Genomic DNA, 21,479 nt, shown 5'->3' on the forward strand with positions numbered 1-21,479 from the left:
TGGCACTCATTACCTGAGTTATGCCGGAATTTTGCGGCACAATGCGGGCAACATTTTGATGTCATTCCAAACCTCCATTATTGAAAAGAAATTAGTCATGCGCGCAACACGTTTTTTCATTTCCACTTTAAAAGAAGCTCCAGCCGACGCCGAAATCGTCAGCCATAAATTAATGATGCGCGCCGGGATGATCAAACGTCTCGGCTCTGGTATTTATAACTACATGCCTATGGGCTTACGCATCATTCGTAAAGTTGAAAAAATTGTACGTGAAGAGATGGATCGCTCTGGTGCGATAGAAATGTTGATGCCGGTCGTGCAACCAGCCGAGTTATGGCAAGAAACCGGTCGCTGGCAAAAATACGGTGCGGAATTGATGCGCGTAAAAGATCGTCATGGTCGCGATTTCATTATCCAGCCGACTTCAGAAGAAGCGATTACCGACGTTGCGCGTCAAGAAATCAAATCTTATCGCCAGTTGCCGCTGAATTTTTACCATATTCAAACCAAGTTCCGCGACGAACGTCGCCCACGTTTTGGTCTGATGCGTGGTCGTGAATTCACGATGAAAGATGCCTACTCTTTTGATCGTGATTTGGATGGTTTGAAAAAGTCTTACCAAAATATGTATGACGCTTACGTCCGCATTTTTAACCGCTTCGGTTTGCAATTCCGTGCAGTGGCGGCGGACAACGGTGCGATTGGTGGTACAGGTTCGCATGAATTCCACGTGATCGCCGAAACAGGGGAAGACGCTTTAGTGTATTGCCCGACTTCAGATTACGCGGCGAATATGGAAGCTGCGGAGGCCTTATCTTTGTTCGATGCACGTCAGGCAGCAACACAAGCATTGACGAAAACAGCAACGCCAGGCAAAGCTAAGTGTGAAGACGTTGCCGAGCTCTTGAATATTCCTTTGCAAAACACAGTGAAGTCGATAGTGTTGACCGTCGAAACCGAAGAGAAAGACAAAGTCACTAAGCAAGTCTGGTTATTGCTGATACGCGGTGATCATGAATTAAATGAAATCAAAGCCAGCAAAGTTCCGGGCTTAGCAAACTACCGTTTCGCGACAGAAGAAGAAATCGTCGAACACTTTGGCACTAAGCCAGGTTATCTCGGGCCAGTAAATACGAAATTGCCGGTTAAAGTGGTGGCAGATCGTACTGTTGCGATGATGGGCGATTTTGTGTGCGGTGCGAACGAGGAAGATTTTCACTTCACGGGTGCGAACTGGGGTCGTGATTTGCCAGAACCACTGGTGGCTGATCTGCGCAATGTGGTTGCTGGCGATCCTTCACCTGACGGCAAAGGCGTATTAGCAATTCAACGCGGTATCGAAGTTGGTCACGTATTCCAACTCGGCACTAGCTATTCTGAATCCATGAAAGCGACTTTCCTCGATGAAAACGGCAAGCCGCAGTTATTGCAAATGGGCTGTTACGGTATTGGTATCACGCGTATTTTGGGCGCCGCGATTGAGCAAAACTTTGACGACAAGGGCATTATCTGGCCAACCGCGATTGCGCCGTTTGAAGTGGTGATTTGTCCTATGGGCATGGAGAAGAGTTCAGCAGTGAAAGAGCAAGCAGAGAAACTGTATGCCGAATTATTGGCCGCAGGCGTTGATGTTTTGTTAGATGACCGTGATTTGCGTCCGGGTTCAATGTTTGCTGATTGGGAGTTGATCGGTGTGCCACATCGCGTGGTGATCGGTGATCGTGGCTTGAAAGAAGGTAATTTGGAATACAAAGGACGCCGTGATGCGGAGGCTAGTAATGTCGCGGTGGCTGAGATGTTCAATTTCCTGACGACTAAATTGCAGACAAAGTAAATAGCGCATGAATTTGTTCAATGCAGTAATGACGCGAGTTTGTTTATTCAAGAAACAAACTCGCGTTTGTTTTTTTGTCTTGCTATTTGGCTTGTCGCAATGTGCTGTGGCGGGAAATCAGAAGGAAGAGGCAATCGCTGATTCTGTCCGATTGGCGCTCGCCAAACTGGTGGCAGATCCACGCCCACCTAAGCCAACTTTTGAAAAAATTGAAGACCGCATCAAATACCTGCATTGGCTAGGTGAAATGTCCGATAGGTTGAAACGGCGTATGCCAGACAAGCAAACGCGTATCGAATTTCTCGAAACGGTTTGGTATGAGTCTAAGCGGGCGGGTTTGGACACTGGCTTAGTATTGGGATTGATGCAGGTCGAATCTGGTTTTAAAAAATACGCAGTATCGATTGTCGGTGCGCGTGGCTATATGCAAGTGATGCCGTTTTGGTCACGTGTGATAGGTGATGGCGATCCTAAAAAACTTTTCCAGATGCAAACCAATTTGCGTTATGGCTGCTCGATTCTACGTATGTATATCGATATGGAGGGCGGCAATTTATATTTGGCATTAGGTCGTTATAACGGCAGTCGTGGTCGTGCAGAATATCCGAATGCGGTTTTAGCGAATTGGAAAAAATGGGAATTTAACGAGTAGCATAGGCACATGCTGGCTTAGCACGAGCATATCGTTTAAGCCCGACTTTGAAGATGAACTTAAAAAGGATGTCGCGATGAAGAAGATCTATTTGGCTGCTTGCATTGTATTAAGTACTTTGAGCACACAGGCGTGGTCGTTCCAGACAATTTTTATTGTTCGTCACGGCGAGAAGGTCGATGAAAGTCGCGATCCCTTGCTGAGTGCGCAAGGAAAGAACCGTGCGATGAATTTGGCGAACATATTGCGTGATGCCGATGTGAAGCGCATTTATGTAACTGAATTTCAGCGCACTCAAATGACCGCTGCGCCCTTGGCCGAGGCGCGTCAATTAAGTTTGACGCCTTATGCAGCAAAAGAATCGAGAAGCTTAGCTAATCAACTCAGCGCGACTGACAGCAATGCACTGGTGGTTGGTCATTCCAATACCTTGATCGATATTTTGCAAGGCTTAGGTGTGCATACCGCAAAAAACGTCGCGGACGACGAATACGATCGATTAATTGTTGTTCATCTCAATAAAAATGCTGCGCCTACTTATACTGTGTTGCGTTATTAGCCGAGATTAGCCGAAACTAGCTGAGTGGATCAGCATCTATTGGCGACTGATTAATATCGAAAATACGGTGAAGTGTCGAAAAACGGTGTGTAAATCGCGATGATGACTAAGCTATGCAATATCAAGCTCACCCAGATGATCAGCGTGAATAGCGCTTTTTGGGTTTTATGCCTGAAAATCTGACGTGCACATAAGGCACCAACAGCGCCACCAAGGATGGTCCAAAGATGTAGAATGGTTTCTGCAATTCTTGATTGATGACGTCGCGCCGCCACTTTGTCCCATGTAAAAAGTGCAAAACAAATCAGGTTCACTAGCAAGTAATAAAAAACAGCGTACATCCAAATCCCATCAGGTTACCAACTTCAGTGCGGACGAAGAGCACTAAAGAATACGTATGCTGATAGCTTATCGTGAATAGAAATAAAATGATCGATTTTGCTTGAGATTTTTGCGCTAAGTGTTTGAATCCGTTTTCAATTCTTATTGATTGCTTAGTTATTTTCACTTATTTTTACTTTTTTGTTGATGTCGCTCGCGATGTAAACCAAGTTTCTTTGACCAATCGCGCTGTTTGCTGACGTGGTTTTCCAGATAAAATCCCCGCAAAATTTGGGAAAACCGCGCAGATGTTGTATCCTGTAGGATTGAAACAACGGCGTTAAGCCCATTATGCAAGAGCACTCTAGTAAGGTCAGACCATCTGACCTTAAACCACATAGGTCATTATTTGAACGATTGACCGCCTTAATTTCTCCTGAACCCGAAAACCGCGAAGAGCTGTTAGAAGTTCTGCACGACGCGCAAGAACGTAATTTGATCGATGCCGATGCCTTGGCAATGATTGAAGGGGTTTTCCAAGTCTCCGATTTATCTGCCCGTGACATCATGGTGCCGCGTTCGCAAATGGACGTGGTCGATGTGTCCAAGCCAATTGCTGAATGGATGCCAGAAGTGCTGGAAACTGCACATTCCCGCTTCCCAGCCGTCGATGGTGATCGTGACAAAGTTGTTGGTATTTTGCTGGCAAAAGATCTGCTGCGTTATTACGCGGAAGAGAGTTTTGACGTACACAAGATGCTGCGCCCGGTTGTTTATATTCCCGAATCAAAACGTCTTAATATTTTATTGCGTGATTTCCGTGCTAATCGTAATCATATGGCGATGGTGGTCGATGAATATGGTGCGGTCGCTGGCTTGATTACGATTGAAGACGTATTGGAACAAATCGTCGGTGATATCGAAGATGAATATGATTTCGATGAAGAGGAAGATAACATCATCGTGTTGGAAAATCAGGGCAACGGTAAACGTTGGCGAGTAAAAGGTTTGACTGAAATCGAACAATTTAACGAAGTCATTGGTACCGAATTGACTGATGCTGATGCCGATACTGTGGGTGGCTTTATTACGAATCACTTACAACGTGTGCCACACAAAGCCGATGAGTTCAGTATTGGTCAATTGCATTTTGAAGTTTTGCGTGCGGATGCGCGTCAGGTTCAAATTGTATTGGTTGAAAAGCGCAGTGCTAACTATAGTTCGGAAGATTAAGCTGGCATGTTGGCTGTGAATTCTTGGTTGCAAAAACTCTCAGTGCCACGGGCCAGTCTCGTGGCATTGCTATTAGGGGCGATGAATGTTTTATCATTCGCGCCTTTTTTCATTTGGCCTATTCAATTAATCAGCGCTGCTGTGATGATATCGATGTTGATATCGCATCCTGAGTGGAATAAGAAGCAGGCGGCGGTGCTGGGGTGGAGTTATGGCTTCGGCAGCTTTGTGATTGGTGTCTGTTGGTTAGTGGTCGCCATGTCGCGCTACGGTGGTATGCCACTCGCTTTGAGTATCATCGCGCTATCGCTCTTGGCCGCCTTTATGGCGATTTTTCCTGCATTCTGTTTTGTTCTGGTGCAATTTCTGCGTAAAAAATGGAAGGCTAGCGATGCGCTCAGCGTATTGCTGCTATTCCCTGTTGCCTGGGCCGCGACAGAATTTTTACGTGGACATCTGTTTACCGGTTTTCCTTGGTTGTCGGTCGGCTATGCGCACAATGTCAGTCCGCTGGCGGGCTATGCACCGGTATTGGGAGTCTATGGCTTAGCTGGCGTCGCAATGCTGGTGGCTGCGTGCATCGCGCTGTTGATCATGCATCAATCTGCGCGCATCCATGCCAGCCTGAGTTTGCTATTGCTTGTGGGTAGTGGCTTGGCTTTGCAGCAAATTAATTGGACTGAGGCCAAAGGCAAGCCGATTAGCGTACGTTTGGCGCAAGGGAATATCGATCAGGGTGTGAAATTCGATGCTAGTTTTCTGGAAGAGACTTTAGCAATGTACGCCGATTTAATGACGGCACAAGCAGCCGATTTGATCGCGGTACCGGAGACTGCTTTGCCGATATTGGTGACCAGCTTACCACCGACATATCTGCCACGATTACAAGATTTTGCCCAGCGAACGAATAGTCGTTTGATGATCGGTGTGGTCAGTGACGACGGCAATGATCAGTATTCGAATAGCGTGATTGGTTTAGGTGCGGAGCCTTACCGATACGATAAACACCATCTGGTGCCTTTTGGCGAATACGTTCCATTTGGCTTCCGTTGGTTCGTCGATATGATGCATATTCCACTTGGTGAGTATCAAAATCCTGGCGTGTTGCAAGCACCGATGGCGGTGAAAGATCAATGGGTAATGCCGAATATTTGTTATGAAGATTTGTTTGGGGAAGAGATCGCTCAACAATTGCGTGCGCAGTCGGCCACACAACAAGGTGCAGCCAATATTTTATTGAATGTCTCGAATCTTGCCTGGTATGGTGATTCGACAGCGATCCCTCAGCACTTACAAATTTCCCAAATGCGTAGTCTGGAAACTGGGCGTCCTATGTTGCGATCAACTAATACTGGCGCCACCGCCATCATTGATGCACGCGGTCAGGTCGTCGCGCGTTTGGATACACTGACACGTGGCACCTTAGCGGGCGAAGTGCAGGGCATGCGCGGTTTGACGCCGTATATTCGTTTTGGAAATTGGCTGTGGGTGCTACTAGCGGGATTGGCTTTGCTTGGCGCTTACTTCTTCGGTCAACGCCAAGCGGTGAAGGCAACAACTTAATATTGTTTTGCTGGTACGCTGGTCGCTTCGATATCGGCCAGACATTCAAGACCACGTGCGGTGATCACGTTTTTACCGCTGGCGGCATCAACTTCAATATGCGCTTTTTTCCCTAAGAAAGTCGCGACAGGACCACTCAAAATGAAGTCTGGATTCGCCGCAATCGCGCGCAATCCATCGATACATTGCTTGATAAATAAGACTTGCTTGCCAGAGTCGGTTAATTCAAAACTACCATCACGCTTATGCGCAATTAATTTGATGCCGACTAAGCGCTTGGAGTTGCGTGAAATGCAGGCACTTGGGCGAGCGCCTCTAGGTAATTTGGTAATTTGTTCCAGTGCATCATATTCGTCGATGCTGAGATTTTGATTCATTGTGATTTTCTTATGAAGAACTGTTTCGCAGGCGATAGTTTAACTCAGATCTTCTATTAGGATTTGTGATGATGGCAGATGCTTTTTTTTAAGACCATTTTGTTCTTCGCTTACTAATACTCAACCTCCGGCTTTGCCGGAGGTAATTTAGTTCAATTGTTACACTGCGTCGTCCACCTTACTTTGACATATTCACTAGCGGATAAAACGCATCAATTTCAGATTTATTGGTGCTGCTATCTTGGGGCATGTATTGCGTGCCACCCCATACGATATTGGGATACTTAGTTATTTGCATAAATTGCATGGAGATATGCGGGTAGGTGACTATTTTGGCCGCCTCGTGCACGGGCAGCCATTTAATCTCTCCAATGATTGGCGGCGCTTCGGGTGTTCCACTGATTATCTTGGTCGAATAAATAAGTCGTGTTGAAATCACACGGCTTTGTCCATCTTTGAGCGTAAAGACGCCTCTCAGCACTGGAGGGGAAATTTTCACTCCGTAAGATCCAGCCACTTGTTCTAAGCCTTGCTTTATGGTCAGTTGCTCGTCCTGATACCAGCCTGGTGTGACCCAGCGATCTGAATCTTTGATGCGAACGAGCATCAACTCGCTCTTGTCATTAAAAATTAAGAGTCGATGAAAGGTGGAAATATTGGCTGTTTGTTGGGCAAAGAGCGGTGACGAAACCAATAAAATAAATAGTAGAAATGTTTTTTTAATAGCAGCTTTAATGTCGCGAATGCGGTGTAATAACAAGAAGATCGACAGGAAAAATTTATTCATTTTCATTCCGGGGTTGAGATGGCAAATTGGGTTTATCGCAAATGCTAGGCAGTGACAAAAGTGAGGGAAAACATGTCACAGCATCAAATAGATGGTCGTACTATCATGCGGACGAGAGATAAAGTGAGGTAGTTGTAGCAGACATCAAATGAGCTTTCATTCGTTAATAATGAAAGTGAACTATAGCCAAAGTCGGTGTTGATTCCATCCTGAAATGATATTTCCGGCTTCCTGTTTTATATATTCGGAGTGTAGCTGGAGGTGTTCGGGGAAATTTATTCCTATTTCTAAAAAACTTTACTGACCTTTATAGCGAGTTAAACCCACAGCCTGTGATTATGTGCACTACGACGCGAACACATCAATGTGAGTGCCTGTTTTGCGTGAGTCCTACATATCTAGCCTAGTTCTTTTGGCGTATCCCTAGCCTGATCAGCCTAGTTCCTTGCCTACTTCAGGCGAATTTAACATTTTGTGAAACTCCCCTAAGCTGACAGTACTGAAAAATGTTAAGGGAGCAAATAATGACTACGCAGGTAAATAGTTCAGGAAAAGCTAATTCGGTGCTGGGTGCCAGTACGCTGGCTTTCACCATCTGTTTCACAATTTGGATGATGTTTGGTGTGATCGGCATTCCGATTAAAAAGACCTTGGGGTTGAACGAAACGCAGTTTGGCTTGTTGACCGCGATGCCGGTGTTAACTGGTTCATTGATCCGTGTTCCACTTGGAATTTGGACGGACCGTTTCGGTGGGCGTATCGTTTTATTCCTGTTAATGATTAGCACCGTGATTCCGATTTATCTGATCAGCTATGCGACTGCTTATTGGCACTTTCTGGTGCTGGGTTTGTTCGTCGGTTTGGCTGGTGGTTCTTTCTCTGTCGGCACACCGTATGTTGCGCGCTGGTTTAAAAAAGACCGTCAGGGCTTAGCGATGGGTATCTTTGGTGCTGGTAACTCGGGTGCTGCAGTGAATAAATTTATTGCGCCAGCGATTATTGCTTCAGCTGGTTGGGTGATGGTCCCGAAAGTATATGCCGTGATGATGTTGGCTGCAGCACTGATTTTCTGGGCGTTTTCATCTACCGATCCTAGTCACAATGTAAAATCCACCGCGAGTTTTGGTGAGCAATTGAAGATGCTCAAAGATCCTAAAGTTTGGCGCTATTGTCAGTATTATTCCGTGGTGTTCGGTGGCTATGTTGGCCTGAGTTTGTGGATGGTGAAATATTATGTGACCGAATACGATTTTGATATGAAGGACGCTGCATTATTGGCTGCTTGTTTCTCTTTGCCAGGTGGTGTGTTGCGTGCTTTCGGCGGTTGGTTGTCTGATAAATACGGTGCGTATAAAGTCACTTGGTGGGTTATGTGGGTATGTTGGGTGTCGTTCTTCTTGTTGTCTTATCCTCAGACTGAATTCACGATCAAAACAGTGACAGGGCCACAGGCATTTAACATCGCATTGACGCCTATCATTTTTACTAGTTTATTATTTGTTGTCGGTATCGCGATGGCGGTCGGTAAAGCATCCGTGTTCAAATTTATCTCAGATGAATACACCCACAATATCGGTGCGGTATCAGGCGTCGTTGGTCTGGCTGGTGGTCTTGGTGGGTTTGTATTGCCAATCATGTTTGGTGCGATGGTTGATTTGACTGGTGTGCGTAGTTCTTGCTTCATGCTCTTGTACGGCACCGTGTGCGTGTCTTTGGTGTGGATGCACTTCCAATTCCGTAAAGAGATTATGCAATCCGCGCAGACGGCCTTAAATACTACAAATACCGCTCATGCCTGACATACTGAGTGTTGAAATATTGCGTAGCTCGAAAGATTGACTTCGTCGCGTCGTATCTAAAACGATTCAGTTAGTTGGTGAAAATAGAAATGCTCCCAGAGTTGAATAAAACTCTTGGAGCATTTTTATTTGTGTGATCACCTGGAAAGATTAATCTAAAGCCCAAATTAAATGCGCATCTAAATGTAGACGGGCATAAGCGGCGAGTGCTTCGATTTGTGCAGTGTCGGCAGCAATCGCCGAATCTAACGCCATTTTTCGGGTGTTGAGTGCTTCTGTAATCCCCACTTCGCCAAGCCGATACGCGGTTTGCATTAGATTGGCTTGTTGTAAACTTTGCTGCTTTAGATTTTCCAGTGTCTTCCAAGTTGAGTAAGTACGTTGACTATCGGTAATTGCTTGTCTTGCCATCAGCTTTACCTTGGTTTGCACTTGCTGTAATTTCTCATTAGCGATTTGCGTCTTTGTCAGTGCTGCGCTTCGTTCACTGCTACGAGCTGCACCTGGAAATGGCATAGAAATACTAAAGCCGACGACACGCTCTTGGCCATCACGTTCACGACTTGAACGTATGCCGAAGCTTGGATCTGGCATTTTATCCTGATCGATACGCGCTGCTTGTAGACCGACGTATTCAGCCTCGGTTTGTGCCAATTCTAATTCGTGATTGTCTTCCAAAATTTTTTCTAGCCAGTGCTCGGTGCTTTTTGCATCTTGTGCATGCATATTGACCGGTTGTGGCAAACTACTTGCGCTTGGTAGCGGTAAGTCGGGGTAGTTCGCTTGCAATACTTGGGTCGCCAATTCCAATCTTTGCGCTGCTTGCTGTACTAGCGCACGCACACGTTGCAATTCGGTTTCGGCAAACAATTGTTCGAACTTTGCAGCGTCACCTGCCTTCACACGTTTTGCCGCGATGACGCTGAGTTGTTCTGCGATCTCAAGTTGTTGGTGTAATTGTCTTTGTGTGAAATCTTCCCGTATGACTTCAAACCAATCTTTCAGTAAAGCGCGGCTGGTCTCATGCCATTGATCGGCATAACTCGCTTTTGCTATCTCAATCCCTTTATCGCCGATGGCGCGATCTTTATCCGCTTTGCCAAACCAACGTACAGGGCGTTCTAGTGCGAATTCTTGCTCACGAAAACGCTCACCTAGCTGGTCGGTGCGACGACTGATACCGACTTTGGCGGTCCATTCATAATGTCCAGCTTCTAGACGAGATTTTTGATTTCCTGCTAGATTGATTCCCATACTGCCAGCACGAAGTTGCGGCACCTTTTCAAAACTCTTTCTGACCATGGCGTCAGGCGGCAAAATGGATAGTGGATCGTCATTTGCTAGAACGGGCAGAGCCAGCAGTCCAGTCGCGACCAAGCACACACGAGCCACTGATTTTACTTTTATCTTAAACATCAAAATCTCCCGAAACTATTGACTGGCGTGACCCAATAGGCGACATCGCTATTCTTAATTTTTTCACCGAGTGCTGTGACTAATTGCATTAATTGTGTTTGTTCGCCAACTACCATGATGAGTTTGCGCTTGCTACGGCCTTGCACTTTTTCAATCGCAGTAAGGAGCGCCGCACCTTGCCCCATACCTTGTGCATCGACAATCGAAAAGCCGCTAGCCCATTGCGGATTGAGTAAAAGAAAATCACAGATTTCTTCAGTAAGACTGAGCGGAATCGCTAGAGTCAACATACTGTCCATATTATGATGTGTAGAAGTATTAGTCATGCTGATCACCTGCAGTTGATTCTGTGTTGGCATTGGTATTCGCTTGCACTGGTTCTGACGGCGCAATACCAAAGCGTTTAAATAAAATAGGCAACAAGATGAGTGTCAAACTCGTTGCCGATAACAAGCCACCGATGACAACAATCGCGAGTGGTCGTTGAATTTCTGAACCTGGTCCGGTTGCGAGTAATAAAGGAATTAAGCCGAATGCGGTGATGCTGGCAGTCATCATGACAGGGCGGAAGCGGCGTAAAGCACCTTCTGATACCACCTCATCAATCGGTACACCACGCGCGACTAATTGGTTGAAATAGGTAATCATCACCAAGCCATTCAAGACCGCAATACCCATGAGTGCGATAAAGCCGACCGATGCCGGTACTGATAAATATTCGCCGGTCACTGCCAATGCAATCACGCCACCTAACATCGCGAATGGAATGTTCACAAACACCAAGACGGATTGACGGACGGTACCGAGTGTGGCGAATAGTAAGAAGAAAATCAAAGACAGAGCAATCGGTACAACCACACCAAGACGCGCTGCCGCACGTTGCTGATTTTCAAATTGACCACCCCAAGAAAGGCGATATCCTTCCGGCAATTTGATCTGCGCAGCGACTTTGGCTTTGGCTTCATCAACAAAGCCAACCAAATCACGACCACGCACGTTGGCACGTATTACCACCACGCGTGAAGAATTCTCGCGTTCAATTTTGACTGGCCCATCAACCATTTTCAATTCGGCAACTTGACTTAAGGCGACCGAAGTACCATCTGCGATGGGTAAGCGAATTTGTTGAAATAGATCGGCCGACATCTGCAAATACGAGCTACCGCGCAGTAATAAAGGAATGCGACGACCATCTTCAATCACGATGCCAGATTGGCGTCCTTCAACCATGGTGCGTAAATCGTGCTGAATCTGGTCAACGCTTAAACCAAGCCGTCCAGCGGCATCTTGGTTGATATCGACCTGTAAATATTGCACGCCACTGTTTTTGATCGTTAGAACATCTTCGCTGCCTTGTATGCCTTCCACTGTTTTAACGACGCTGTCAGCAAGTTTCGCTAGTGTCTGGTTATTGCTGCCATAAATCTTAATCGCTAGATCGCCACGCACACCAGATAACATTTCTGAGGTGCGCATTTCGATAGGCTGTGTGAAGCTAAAATTAACGCCAGGGAATTCCGCCGTGACGGCGCGTAATTGATCGATTAAGGCTTCTTTGCTCTTACTCTTCCATTCATCATGCGGTTTCAACACCAAGAAAGTATCGGTCTCATTCAGACCCATTGGATCAAGACCTAATTCATCAGAACCAACGCGAGCGATCACATTCAGCACATCTGGCACGGTTTCCAAGATGCGCTTTTGAATTGCCATGTCTAATTTTGTGGATTCATCCAAATTCACCGAAGGGAGCTTTTCAATCTGCATAATGATGTCGCCTTCATCCAAACTCGGCATAAAAGACTTGCCGATGAAAGGGAATAGGGCGGCGGTGACGATTAAAGCGACCACCGATGCTAGCATCACTTTTTTTGCGTTTTGCAGCGCTTGTGTTAGCAATCTTTTATACACTGCCTCTAGCTTACGCACTAACCATGGCGGTTCATGATGTGCTTGTCCCATCATGAATGAGGCTAATACAGGGATCACTGTGAGCGATAAAATTAAAGATGCAGCGATCGCAAAAGTAATGGTCATCGCCACAGGTGCAAACAATTTTCCTTCTAAACCTTGTAGCGATAATAGCGGTAAGAATACGATCATGATGACCACCATACCAGCGGTTACTGGCACAGCGACCTCGCGTACGGCACGATAAATAATATGTAGTTTAGAAAAATTGGGGCGCTCTTTATCAGCGCTATGTGCCTCAATGTTTTCGACCACGACCACAGCGGCGTCTACCAACATACCAATGGCTATGGCGAGACCACCCAATGACATTAAGTTGGCGCTCAATCCAAATTGTCGCATCAATAAAAAGGTGCCGAGCGCGGCGAGTGGCAGGATGCACGCAACCACTAAGGCGGAACGCACATTCCCCAAAAATAGATAAAGCAAAATCACTACTAAGATCGTCGCTTCCGCTAATGCTTTGGTGACGGTATTCACTGCGCGTTCGACCAAATTACCACGATCATAAAAGGGCTTGATAGTCGTACCTTGTGGCAGCGTTTTTTCTATGAGTTTGAGACGGTGGTTAACCTGTTCAACTACCTTTTGTGCATTGGCGCCACGCATTCCCAAAATCAAACCTTGAACCGCTTCACTTTTGCCATCTTTGGTAACACTGCCGTAACGAGTTAATTGACCTATCGTCACCGTGGCGACATCACCAATTCTTACCGCAACACCACCGCGTTGATCTATCGTAATCGCACGTACATCATCGATACTGCGAATGCTTCCGTCGCTGCGTACCAGCAAGGATTCTTCGCCGCTATTCAAACGACCTGCACCATCATTGCGATTATTACTTTCGAGCGCATCTTGTAATTGTTGTAGAGATACCTTGCGCGCCGCTAAGGCAACTGGATTGGGAATGACTTCGAAGCTTTTGACTAGGCCGCCTAATGTATTGACATCGGCAACACCTGCGATATTACGTAGCTGTGGGCGTATCGTCCAATCTAGTAAAGTGCGCTTTTCCATTAAAGACAGGGGGCCTTCGATGGTGAACATGAAGATTTCACCAAGCGGTGTCGTAATTGGTGCCAGACCGCCACTGACCGAAGCTGGTAAATCTTTCAACACACCATTTAAGCGCTCATTGACTTGCTGGCGCGCCCAATAGACGTCGGTACCATCTTCAAAATCCAAAGTAATATCGGCCAGCGCATATTTGGATTGCGAGCGCAAAATCACTTGGTGTGGAATGCCGAGTAGTTCTTGTTCTATCGGGGCGACGATACGGGTTTCAACTTCTTCTGGCGTCATGCCAGGCGCCTTCATGATGAGTTTTACTTGCGTACTCGATACATCAGGAAAGGCATCAATCGGCAGATTATGAAAAGCTTGAAAGCCAGCTGCGATCAAGACCACTGTCACGACGAGAACCAATAGTCGTTGAGCTAAAGAAAAGGCGATAAGGCGCGCTAACATTATTTCTTCTCACTTGCTGAAGCTGCATTCTGATTGCCACCCTTGTTCGCTGCTTTGGTGGCCGGAGCAGGGGCTGGCGTCGGTGCAGGTGCTTCCTCACCTTCTGCACCTAATCCCAACCATGCACCTTTGAGTACGACTAAACCTTGCGTGGCGATTTGTGGATTGCTGCCGAAATTGCCGGTCAGCCAAATCTTATCGGGGGAGCCTGAAACGATTTTGACTTCGAGTGCCTCAAAACCGTGATTGTTTTTTACGAACACATATTGTTGATTGCCGCTACGTACCAAGGCATTTGCTGGCACACCATAACTGTTTTTGACGACTTGATGGCCAATATGGCTAGCTTCGACAAATTGGTTCAAGCGCAAGCATGAGGCTTGTTTCGCCTGATTAACTTCTTGCGCACGAATAATAATGCTTTGATTGCCCGCATCAATTTGCGGTGAAATCGCCATGACTTTAGCGTTGCCGCAGTCTTTGATTTGCAACATGTCACCGATACGAATTTGTGCTGCCTGAATTTTTGAGGCTTGGAATTCTATCCAAAATGGCGCATCGCCACTGAGTTTAGCGATCGGCATACCTGCTTCGATTCGTTGTCCAAGCTGAGCCTGCAAATCCAGCACTGTCCCTTTCGATTTGGCATAAATCGCGGTAGTCGTTACTAAACTTCGGGTTTTGAGCAATTGCTTTAAGGCCTTATCACTTAGGCCTGCCGCCTTCAAACTCTGCCGACGCTCGCTTGCTGCAACTTCCGTTTGCATCGCTTGCGCGCGGCTTTCTTGTAGTCGGCTCTGTGACACAATGCCTTCTTTAAATAAGTTCTCATCGCGATTGACTTTGTCTTGTGCCAATTGCGCTTGCGTGGCTAATTGCAAATATTCTCTTTGCATTTCCATCAATTGTTGGCTAAAGATAGTCGCAATCGGCGTTCCTGCTTTGACTTCTTGCAAAGGATTGACGTGAATCGTTTGAATTACACCGCTCACAACAGCGCTCAGTAACTGTGTTGCGGAAGTCGCGGCGACAACCGTGCCTGATAATCGCAAACCTTTGTCAGCGAGGTTCGCATTTGCGGCTAAGCCACCGTTCGAGGCGGGTATTGCCGCTTCAATGCGAATTCCTGAGCGAGTGATTTGCTGCTGACTGATATGAATCTGAGAATTTGTTTGTGCACCACTGTTGGGCACAACACTGAAGAAACCAAGTGCACTAAGGAGTAGAAGCTTGCTAAATTGTTTTTCTTGATGAATTAAAGTAAGCATAATAGTCTCATTGAGGAAAGGATGAGGCCATTCTAGTTGTGGGTTCTTAAGAACTCCTTAACATGTCAGGCTTACTATGCGTGAATAATCACATTTGTTGTAGTTTGTTGTAGATCGTTAAAATTAAAGTCTGTCCTTATTGGCAAAAAAATACCGAGGAAAAAGATGCGTATATTGTTGGTAGAAGATGATCCCCAACTAGGGCGCGCCACTCAGCTGGGATTGGATCAATCTGGCTATGCGGTCGATTGGGTGCAATCAGCAGAAGATGCAGAAATCTCGATCAAACTACATCACTATCAATGCTTGCTTCTTGATCTAGGATTGCCGCGACAGGATGGGATGTCTTTGCTAAAAAAATTACGTGCCTCAGGATTTGATGAATCAATTTTGATTTTGACCGCCAGAGATCAAGTGCCTGATCGCATCATGGGTCTAGATAGTGGTGCGGATGATTTCATTGTTAAACCCTATGACTTGGATGAACTAGCTGCCAGAATCCGCTCAGTCCGGCGTCGTTTGGCAGGTCGTAGTCGTGAAGTATTGAGCCATCGAGGTGTGGAAATTGATACCGCCGCCAGACAAGTCAAATTGCATGGTGATTCGATTAGCTTGACGACGCGCGAGTTCAATATTCTGCAGATTTTATTTGAACAAATCGGACAAATTATTAGCAAAGATCAGCTGGAGCAAGCACTGTATAGCTGGGGTGATGAAATCGAAAGTAATACCATACAAGTGCATATCCATCATTTGCGCAAGAAGCTGGGTAAAGAATTGATTCGCACCTTGCATGCGGTGGGTTATGTGATTGATAAAGAATAAATTGCGACAGCGAGTAAAGCAAATATGGAATTGCGAAAGATTGAACTAAAGAATTTAGCGATGAAAGAAGGCGAAGGCTGGTCACTGCGTCGCTCAATTTTAGCGATTGTCTTGGCGATCACTGTGTCGATCTGGGGCTTTAGTGGCATCGTGGTGTATATCGAAGCTGATCAAGAAAGCCAAGAATTGTTCGATCAATCGCTGGCTGAAACTGCGCATCTACTGCTGACTTTGGCGGATCATGAAGCCGAGGAACGTTTGGCTTCGACGGCTGACACTTTGACTGAGTCCAATGTCGAAAAACACAGCCAGTATTTGTTATTGCAAATTTGGGATACACAAAAACGCCTGCTGTATCGAAATAATGCAGCGCCAGAAACACCACTCACCACCGATACGACTAGCGGCTTTGGTTGGACGCAATTGAACGGACAACCGTGGCGTACTTACTCGATCTGGAATGCCCCGCATCGTTTGCAAATTCAAATTGCCGAACCTATCAGTCACCGTAAAGATATCAGCGGACGATTCGCTTATAAATTGTTACTCTTTGCGGTCTTGGTGTTGCCGCTGATGGCGGGTGCAATCTGGTGGATGATCAATCGTTTGTTCCGCGCTTTACAACATTCTGCCGACCAAGTCAGTCAACGTACACCAAATGATTTAGAAAAAGTCGATCTGGCTGGCGCGCCGGTGGAATTGCACTCATTGCTGACTGCCTTAAATCATTTGTTTGAACGTGTTAGTCATGCGATGGAGCAGGAACAGCGATTTACTGCCAATGCCTCGCATGAATTGCGGACGCCACTGGCAGCGATTAAAGCGAATTTGCAAGTGATCCAACGCGCTCGTAATGATCAGGAACGCGACGAGGCCGCTGCGGGTTTGCTGATTAGTGTGGATAGGGCGACGCGTTTAGTCGGACAGCTCATGACTTTATCGAAACTCGATCCGCAAGACGCGCGTGATCCCGCATTACAGACTTATGATTTGCAGCAGTTCTTGGCGAAACAAGTGGCGGAATTTACCAGTATCGCGGAAAAAAAACAGTTACACCTACTAAGCGACTTACAAGCCGCATCCTGTTTGATGAATCCAGATACTTTGGCCATCATGCTTCGTAATTTAATCGATAATGCCGTGCGTTACACACCAGCTGGTGGTCAAATTGAACTTGCTTGCGGTAGTGTCGATGGGCGTGCTTTTTTGCGTGTGAGTGATAGTGGACCTGGTATTCCAGCTGAGATGCGAGAAAAGGTGTTTGAACGCTTCTTCCGTTTGCCAAGTGCCAGTGCTTCTGGTAGTGGTTTAGGACTATCGATCGTGAAAAGTATTGTGCGTAGTCATGATGCCCAATTAGAACTCGGTGAAGCGGCGGGACAGGGCTTGATCGTGACCGTTTGGTTAGCGTCTTAGTATCCAAAATTAATATTTTAATCTTCGTAAAAATGCCGACGTTTGTTGTTAATCTGGGTAATCGCATCTTTGCGTGGAACTATGATGATACATTCCGAATCAATATGTATTCATAATGCTTTCAACACGATTTTCTTACGTCGATATCTATTTTAGGAATATGCTATGCCTCAATCTCGCATCAAAATCACCAGCGCACTGATCGCCATCGCATTTAGTAGCGGCGCAAGCTTTGCTAACGCGCAGAACTTAAATCCCGAACAAAAACAACTACGCGCCATTTATCAAGAATTGGTCGAAATTAATACCACCAATTCGGTTGGTAGCTGCACCGCGGCATCGAAAGCGATGGCGAAGCATTTGAAAAAGGCTGGCTATAGCGATGCTGATATGCACATCGTCGTGCCGCCCGATGCGCCCAAAAAAGGCAATCTCATCGCTAGATTGAAAGCGACGTCTAGCGATAAAGCCAATGGTAAAAAACCATTACTGATGTTGGCACACATTGATGTGGTAGAAGCAAAGCGTGAAGATTGGATACGCGATCCGTTTAAATTGATCGAAGAGGATGGTTTTTTCTACGCGCGCGGTGCCTCGGATGACAAAGCAATGGCGGCGATCTTCGTTGCCAATATGATGCGCTATAAAAAAGAAAAATTGACGACCAACCGCGACTTGATTTTGGCGCTCACCTGCGATGAAGAATTGGTGCCCGCCAAACACAATGGTGTTGAATACTTACTCAAACATCATCGTGATTTGATCGACGCCGAACTCGCTTTGAATGAAGGTGGTAGCGGCAGTTTAGATAAAAATGGCAAGCCGGTACGACATGGTATCCAAGCGGGTGAAAAAATATTCCAAAGTTTTAGTTTGGAAGTGACGAATACTGGTGGACATAGTTCGGTGCCACGTAAAGACAATGCGATTTATCAATTATCCGATGGCTTATCGCGTCTGGGCAAGTTTGATTTTCCGTTCCGCCTGACGCCAACCACGCGAGGCTTTTTTGACACCATGGCGACTTTGGAAAGTGGGCAGCTCGCAGCGGATATGAAAGCGATCTTGCGTGAACCAGTCGATACCGAAGCCTTAGCCCGTTTAAGTGCGAGCACGCCATTTTATAACGCTAGTCTGCGTACGACTTGTGTCGCCACGATGGTGAATGCTGGACATGCGAGCAATGCCTTGCCACAACGCGCACAGGCGAATGTGAATTGCCGTATCTTGCCGGGTGAAACGGTAGAACAGACCCAAGCAACAATACAAACGGTATTGGCCGACGGTGCCATAAAGATTACGCCGGTTGGTGTCGCTACCGCCTCACCAGCACAACCATTACATCCCGAATTGATGAAGGCAGTGACCGATCTCACCAATCAAATGTGGCCGGGTATTCCGGTGGTGCCGACGATGTCACCAGGCGGGACTGATGGTCGTTTTTTGAATAATGCAGGTATCTGGACGTATGGTGTTAGTGGGATGTTTCATTATCCGGAAGGCTCTAACGCGCATGGTTTGAATGAACGCTTACCAGTGAAATCCTTGTATGAAGGTCAGCAATTTTTGTACGCTTTGGCGAAACGCCTAAGTCAGTAAAACTAGCTTGATGTCACTGCATGAAGCGCCTTGTCGTGTGTACGCAAGGCGCTTTTTTTAATTCGATTGCGGCAGATGAATCGTGAAACAAGTTAGTTGATTGTCAGAAGATGCCGTGATTTGCCCACGATGACCATCAATAATCGCTTTGACAATCGCCAAGCCCAAACCTGAACCTTCACCATCAGCATGTTGACGTGCATGATCGGCGCGGTAAAAACGTTCAAAGATGCGGCTCAGATGATGCGCAGGAATTGTGGTACCGGGATTGCAGATTTTGATTTCCAAACATGCGGACTGTTGTTGCAGATGTATCCCTATGTTTGCGCCTTCAGGTGTGTAGCGCAAGGCATTCGATAAAATGTTGCTGAGTGCTCGACGTAACATTAACCGATCACCTTGTATCAATACTCCTGCATCATTTGATTGATCAATTTGCAGATCAAAGTGGATTTTTCTTTCATCCGCGAGTGCCTCGTAAAATTCAAATAAATCTTTGAGTTCACGCACCACATCGACTTGTTCAACATTCACTAAGCTCAAGCCATTTTCTGCTTTCGCAAGGAATAACATATCTGCGATCATGCGCGCCAAACGGCTGTATTCCTCGGCATTCGATTCTAAAATTTCACGATAACTTTGTGCATCGCGGGCTTGCGATAAGGACACTTGGGTTTGCGTCATTAAGTTGCTGATTGGTGTACGTAGTTCATGCGCGAGATCAGAAGAAAAATCCGATAAACGTTGAAAGGCTTCTTCCAGTCTTGCTAGCATTTGATTCAAGCTGTGCGCCAAATCCGCCAACTCTGGTGGCACGGCTTCGATTGATAGACGTTGATTCAATTTACTCGCAGTGACTTTAGCAGCACGCTCTCGCATGATGCGTAATGGACGCAAGCCACGACTCGCAGCGAACCAGGCTAATACGCCAGTCAACAAAGCGGCAACAAAGACGAACAGCCATAAAGTCTTGCGAAAACTCGCCATGAATTCTTGATGGTGCGCGATATCCGTCGCGATCGCCACAGTGATGGGCGCATATCGCTGATCTTTGGTATTAAATACACTCACTAGACCACGATAATGATCACCTTTCGCTTCCCAAGAAAACAGGGTAGAACGACTTTGTGTTCTTGCCTGTTGTAAGTATTGCGCTGGAAACTCCACCACATCAGAAGCCAAAATCACCTTGTTTTGGTTATCTAAGATCGTGATTGCCAAATCATGATGACCAACCAAAGCATCACCGAGCTGATCCGCCAAATTACGCACGTCTTGCTCGCTATTCACACGTTCAATAATGTGCTGCGCGAGCTCCAATTTACCACTCAAGGCATGATGATCTTGCTCTTTAAAATGCTCGTCAATCGACGCACCAATCAGCCAGCCCAAGCTAAGCAAGACCACACAAGACAAGCTGGTGAAGAAGAGTGTTAAACGTGCGGTGAGCGAGAGTTGCGAGAGGCTAGGCATCAGACTTCTTTCACTTCAAGCACATAACCCATGCCGCGTAGTGTATGAATTAACTTGGGTTCAAAGTGGTCATCGATTTTGCTACGTAGGCGACGCATGGCGACTTCAATCACGTTGGTGTCGCTATCAAAATTCATGTCCCATACTTGTGAGGCGATCAGTGAGCGCGTTAAGACTTCGCCTTGGCGACGCATGAAGAGTTCAAGTAGTGAGAATTCTTTTGCGGTTAGTTCGATACGTTGTCCGTTGCGTGTCACGCGATGTTTGAGGAGATCTAATTCAAGATCGGCGACCCGCAAACTGGTTGATTCGATTTGATTTTTGCCTCGGCGCAGTAAAGTTCTGACGCGTGCGACCAATTCAGAAAAGGCAAATGGCTTGACCAAATAGTCGTCGGCACCGAGTTCTAGACCTTTGACGCGATCTTCGACTTGATCTTTTGCAGTTAAAAACAAAACAGGTGTTTGCAGACCTTGACGACGTAGCGCTTCTAAGACCTGCCAACCATTGAGCTCGGGTAGCATCACATCGAGAATTAGCAAATCGTATTCTCCTGATTTTGCCAAATGCAATCCATCTAGACCATTGCGTGCAAGATCGACGCTAAAGCCGAATTCGGTTAAACCTTGTTTCAGGTAATCACCTGTTTTTTGTTCATCTTCGACGATCAGAATTTTCATTCAAGGTTTAGCTTTTTGGTGAAATTGCGATGGGAGGAAACGGTCGTAGTTGGCTGTGACTAGCCAATTTTTACCAATTTTACCCGCGAAATTCCAACTTACTCCACCAAATTCCACTAAAACCCCATTTACACCGATTCATTCCACCAAGATTACAGATTTGTAATCTGCCAGTCAGCTAGCTGTAGTGATGTGAAAGCGATAATAGCGGCTATTTTTCGTATTGCACGGTATTG

General features: G+C 46.3%; 18 protein-coding genes. 9 read left to right on the forward strand and 9 right to left on the reverse strand.

The genetic code is table 11. The annotated features are described in order from the left end of the window. Positions 1-97 precede the first annotated feature (97 nt). The 3 genes from H8K33_RS09750 (at position 98) to H8K33_RS09760 (ending at position 3,045) form a co-directional block, all read left to right on the forward strand. Entirely contained in the window at positions 98-1,834 is a 1,737-nt protein-coding gene (locus tag H8K33_RS09750) for a proline--tRNA ligase (protein ID WP_186890996.1), read from the forward strand. A gap of 7 nt (positions 1,835-1,841) precedes the next feature. Further along, a complete protein-coding gene (locus H8K33_RS09755; protein WP_390319329.1) occupies positions 1,842-2,486 on the forward strand; it encodes a lytic transglycosylase domain-containing protein in 645 nt (214 codons plus the stop codon). 76 nt (positions 2,487-2,562) lie between these two features. Next, a complete protein-coding gene (locus H8K33_RS09760) occupies positions 2,563-3,045 on the forward strand; it encodes a histidine phosphatase family protein (protein ID WP_186890823.1) in 483 nt (160 codons plus the stop codon). Between the two features lie 50 nt (positions 3,046-3,095). On the opposite strand, the gene H8K33_RS09765 is transcribed toward H8K33_RS09760, so the two are convergent. Next, positions 3,096-3,386 (reverse strand): DUF1294 domain-containing protein, encoded by a 291-nt coding sequence (locus H8K33_RS09765; protein ID WP_186890824.1) that lies wholly within the window; start codon positions 3,384-3,386, stop codon positions 3,096-3,098. 331 nt (positions 3,387-3,717) lie between these two features. Here H8K33_RS09765 and H8K33_RS09770 point away from each other — a divergent pair, with 331 nt between their 5' ends. Together H8K33_RS09770 and lnt are read left to right on the forward strand one after the other, a co-directional pair. Beyond that, the gene (locus tag H8K33_RS09770) at positions 3,718-4,599 is read left to right on the forward strand and encodes an HlyC/CorC family transporter (RefSeq protein WP_186890825.1); all 882 of its coding nucleotides are present in this window, start codon (positions 3,718-3,720) and stop codon (positions 4,597-4,599) included. Positions 4,600-4,659: 60 nt separating this feature from the next. After that, positions 4,660-6,162, forward strand: coding sequence for an apolipoprotein N-acyltransferase (lnt, locus tag H8K33_RS09775; protein ID WP_343043806.1), 1,503 nt, complete (start codon positions 4,660-4,662; stop codon positions 6,160-6,162). Here lnt and H8K33_RS09780 read toward each other — a convergent pair. Both H8K33_RS09780 and H8K33_RS09785 read right to left on the reverse strand, forming a co-directional pair. Next, positions 6,159-6,539 (reverse strand): hypothetical protein, encoded by a 381-nt coding sequence (locus H8K33_RS09780; RefSeq protein WP_186890827.1) that lies wholly within the window; start codon positions 6,537-6,539, stop codon positions 6,159-6,161. The two genes, lnt and H8K33_RS09780, sit on opposite strands and share 4 nt — an antisense overlap. 178 nt (positions 6,540-6,717) lie before the next feature. Continuing rightward, positions 6,718-7,326 (reverse strand): NUDIX hydrolase, encoded by a 609-nt coding sequence (locus H8K33_RS09785; protein WP_186890828.1) that lies wholly within the window; start codon positions 7,324-7,326, stop codon positions 6,718-6,720. A 524-nt stretch (positions 7,327-7,850) separates the two neighbouring features. Here H8K33_RS09785 and H8K33_RS09790 point away from each other — a divergent pair. After that, on the forward strand, positions 7,851-9,125 hold the full coding sequence (locus H8K33_RS09790; protein WP_186890829.1) for an MFS transporter: 1,275 nt from the start codon (positions 7,851-7,853) through the stop codon (positions 9,123-9,125). Between the two features lie 150 nt (positions 9,126-9,275). Here the strand turns inward: H8K33_RS09790 and H8K33_RS09795 are convergent, their stop codons facing one another. Genes H8K33_RS09795 through H8K33_RS09810 form a run of 4 tightly spaced genes read right to left on the reverse strand, consistent with a single transcriptional unit; the run spans position 9,276 to position 15,250 of the window. Beyond that, positions 9,276-10,541: a TolC family protein gene (locus H8K33_RS09795; protein ID WP_186890830.1), complete on the reverse strand. Its 1,266-nt coding sequence runs from the start codon at positions 10,539-10,541 to the stop codon at positions 9,276-9,278. After that, the gene (locus H8K33_RS09800; protein WP_186890831.1) at positions 10,541-10,867 is read right to left on the reverse strand and encodes a DUF3240 family protein; all 327 of its coding nucleotides are present in this window, start codon (positions 10,865-10,867) and stop codon (positions 10,541-10,543) included. Before H8K33_RS09800 ends, H8K33_RS09795 begins: the two co-directional genes overlap by 1 nt. Then, positions 10,860-13,982, reverse strand: coding sequence for an efflux RND transporter permease subunit (locus tag H8K33_RS09805; RefSeq protein ID WP_186890832.1), 3,123 nt, complete (start codon positions 13,980-13,982; stop codon positions 10,860-10,862). Before H8K33_RS09805 ends, H8K33_RS09800 begins: the two co-directional genes overlap by 8 nt. After that, positions 13,982-15,250, reverse strand: coding sequence for an efflux RND transporter periplasmic adaptor subunit (locus tag H8K33_RS09810; protein ID WP_186890833.1), 1,269 nt, complete (start codon positions 15,248-15,250; stop codon positions 13,982-13,984). Before H8K33_RS09810 ends, H8K33_RS09805 begins: the two co-directional genes overlap by 1 nt. A 165-nt stretch (positions 15,251-15,415) precedes the next feature. Here H8K33_RS09810 and H8K33_RS09815 point away from each other — a divergent pair, with 165 nt between their 5' ends. The 3 genes from H8K33_RS09815 to H8K33_RS09825 all read left to right on the forward strand — a co-directional run bounded on the left by H8K33_RS09815 (position 15,416) and on the right by H8K33_RS09825 (position 19,090). Further along, positions 15,416-16,075 (forward strand): response regulator, encoded by a 660-nt coding sequence (locus H8K33_RS09815; RefSeq protein ID WP_186890834.1) that lies wholly within the window; start codon positions 15,416-15,418, stop codon positions 16,073-16,075. Between the two features lie 24 nt (positions 16,076-16,099). After that, positions 16,100-17,491, forward strand: a complete 1,392-nt coding sequence (locus tag H8K33_RS09820) for an ATP-binding protein (protein WP_246443475.1) — start codon at positions 16,100-16,102, stop codon at positions 17,489-17,491. A 165-nt stretch (positions 17,492-17,656) separates the two neighbouring features. Further along, positions 17,657-19,090, forward strand: a complete 1,434-nt coding sequence (locus H8K33_RS09825; protein WP_186890835.1) for a M20/M25/M40 family metallo-hydrolase — start codon at positions 17,657-17,659, stop codon at positions 19,088-19,090. A 57-nt stretch (positions 19,091-19,147) separates the two neighbouring features. Here the strand turns inward: H8K33_RS09825 and H8K33_RS09830 are convergent, their stop codons facing one another. Both H8K33_RS09830 and H8K33_RS09835 read right to left on the reverse strand, forming a co-directional pair. Further along, on the reverse strand, positions 19,148-20,563 hold the full coding sequence (locus tag H8K33_RS09830) for a heavy metal sensor histidine kinase (protein ID WP_186890836.1): 1,416 nt from the start codon (positions 20,561-20,563) through the stop codon (positions 19,148-19,150). After that, positions 20,563-21,243, reverse strand: coding sequence for a heavy metal response regulator transcription factor (locus tag H8K33_RS09835; RefSeq protein WP_186890837.1), 681 nt, complete (start codon positions 21,241-21,243; stop codon positions 20,563-20,565). The genes H8K33_RS09830 and H8K33_RS09835 overlap by 1 nt, the downstream gene beginning before the upstream one ends. Between the last annotated feature and the right edge of the window lie 236 nt (positions 21,244-21,479).

Origin of the sequence: Affinundibacterium amnicola (assembly GCF_014284275.1) — a bacterium.
Taxonomy (GTDB): domain Bacteria; phylum Pseudomonadota; class Gammaproteobacteria; order Burkholderiales; family Burkholderiaceae_D; genus Undibacterium; species Undibacterium amnicola.

Excerpts from the sequence above, each read along its gene's own strand:
- H8K33_RS09750 (WP_186890996.1), top strand. The coding sequence starts at position 98 with ATGCGCGCAACACGTTTTTTCATTTCCACTTTAAAAGAAGCTCCAGCC.
- H8K33_RS09755 (WP_390319329.1), top strand. The coding sequence starts at position 1,842 with ATGAATTTGTTCAATGCAGTAATGACGCGAGTTTGTTTATTCAAGAAA.
- H8K33_RS09760 (WP_186890823.1), top strand. The coding sequence starts at position 2,563 with ATGAAGAAGATCTATTTGGCTGCTTGCATTGTATTAAGTACTTTGAGC.
- H8K33_RS09765 (WP_186890824.1), bottom strand. The coding sequence starts at position 3,386 with ATGTACGCTGTTTTTTATTACTTGCTAGTGAACCTGATTTGTTTTGCA.
- H8K33_RS09770 (WP_186890825.1), top strand. The coding sequence starts at position 3,718 with ATGCAAGAGCACTCTAGTAAGGTCAGACCATCTGACCTTAAACCACAT.
- H8K33_RS09780 (WP_186890827.1), bottom strand. The coding sequence starts at position 6,539 with ATGAATCAAAATCTCAGCATCGACGAATATGATGCACTGGAACAAATT.
- H8K33_RS09785 (WP_186890828.1), bottom strand. The coding sequence starts at position 7,326 with ATGAATAAATTTTTCCTGTCGATCTTCTTGTTATTACACCGCATTCGC.
- H8K33_RS09790 (WP_186890829.1), top strand. The coding sequence starts at position 7,851 with ATGACTACGCAGGTAAATAGTTCAGGAAAAGCTAATTCGGTGCTGGGT.
- H8K33_RS09795 (WP_186890830.1), bottom strand. The coding sequence starts at position 10,541 with ATGTTTAAGATAAAAGTAAAATCAGTGGCTCGTGTGTGCTTGGTCGCG.
- H8K33_RS09800 (WP_186890831.1), bottom strand. The coding sequence starts at position 10,867 with ATGACTAATACTTCTACACATCATAATATGGACAGTATGTTGACTCTA.
- H8K33_RS09805 (WP_186890832.1), bottom strand. The coding sequence starts at position 13,982 with ATGTTAGCGCGCCTTATCGCCTTTTCTTTAGCTCAACGACTATTGGTT.
- H8K33_RS09810 (WP_186890833.1), bottom strand. The coding sequence starts at position 15,250 with ATGCTTACTTTAATTCATCAAGAAAAACAATTTAGCAAGCTTCTACTC.
- H8K33_RS09815 (WP_186890834.1), top strand. The coding sequence starts at position 15,416 with ATGCGTATATTGTTGGTAGAAGATGATCCCCAACTAGGGCGCGCCACT.
- H8K33_RS09820 (WP_246443475.1), top strand. The coding sequence starts at position 16,100 with ATGGAATTGCGAAAGATTGAACTAAAGAATTTAGCGATGAAAGAAGGC.
- H8K33_RS09825 (WP_186890835.1), top strand. The coding sequence starts at position 17,657 with ATGCCTCAATCTCGCATCAAAATCACCAGCGCACTGATCGCCATCGCA.
- H8K33_RS09830 (WP_186890836.1), bottom strand. The coding sequence starts at position 20,563 with ATGCCTAGCCTCTCGCAACTCTCGCTCACCGCACGTTTAACACTCTTC.
- H8K33_RS09835 (WP_186890837.1), bottom strand. The coding sequence starts at position 21,243 with ATGAAAATTCTGATCGTCGAAGATGAACAAAAAACAGGTGATTACCTG.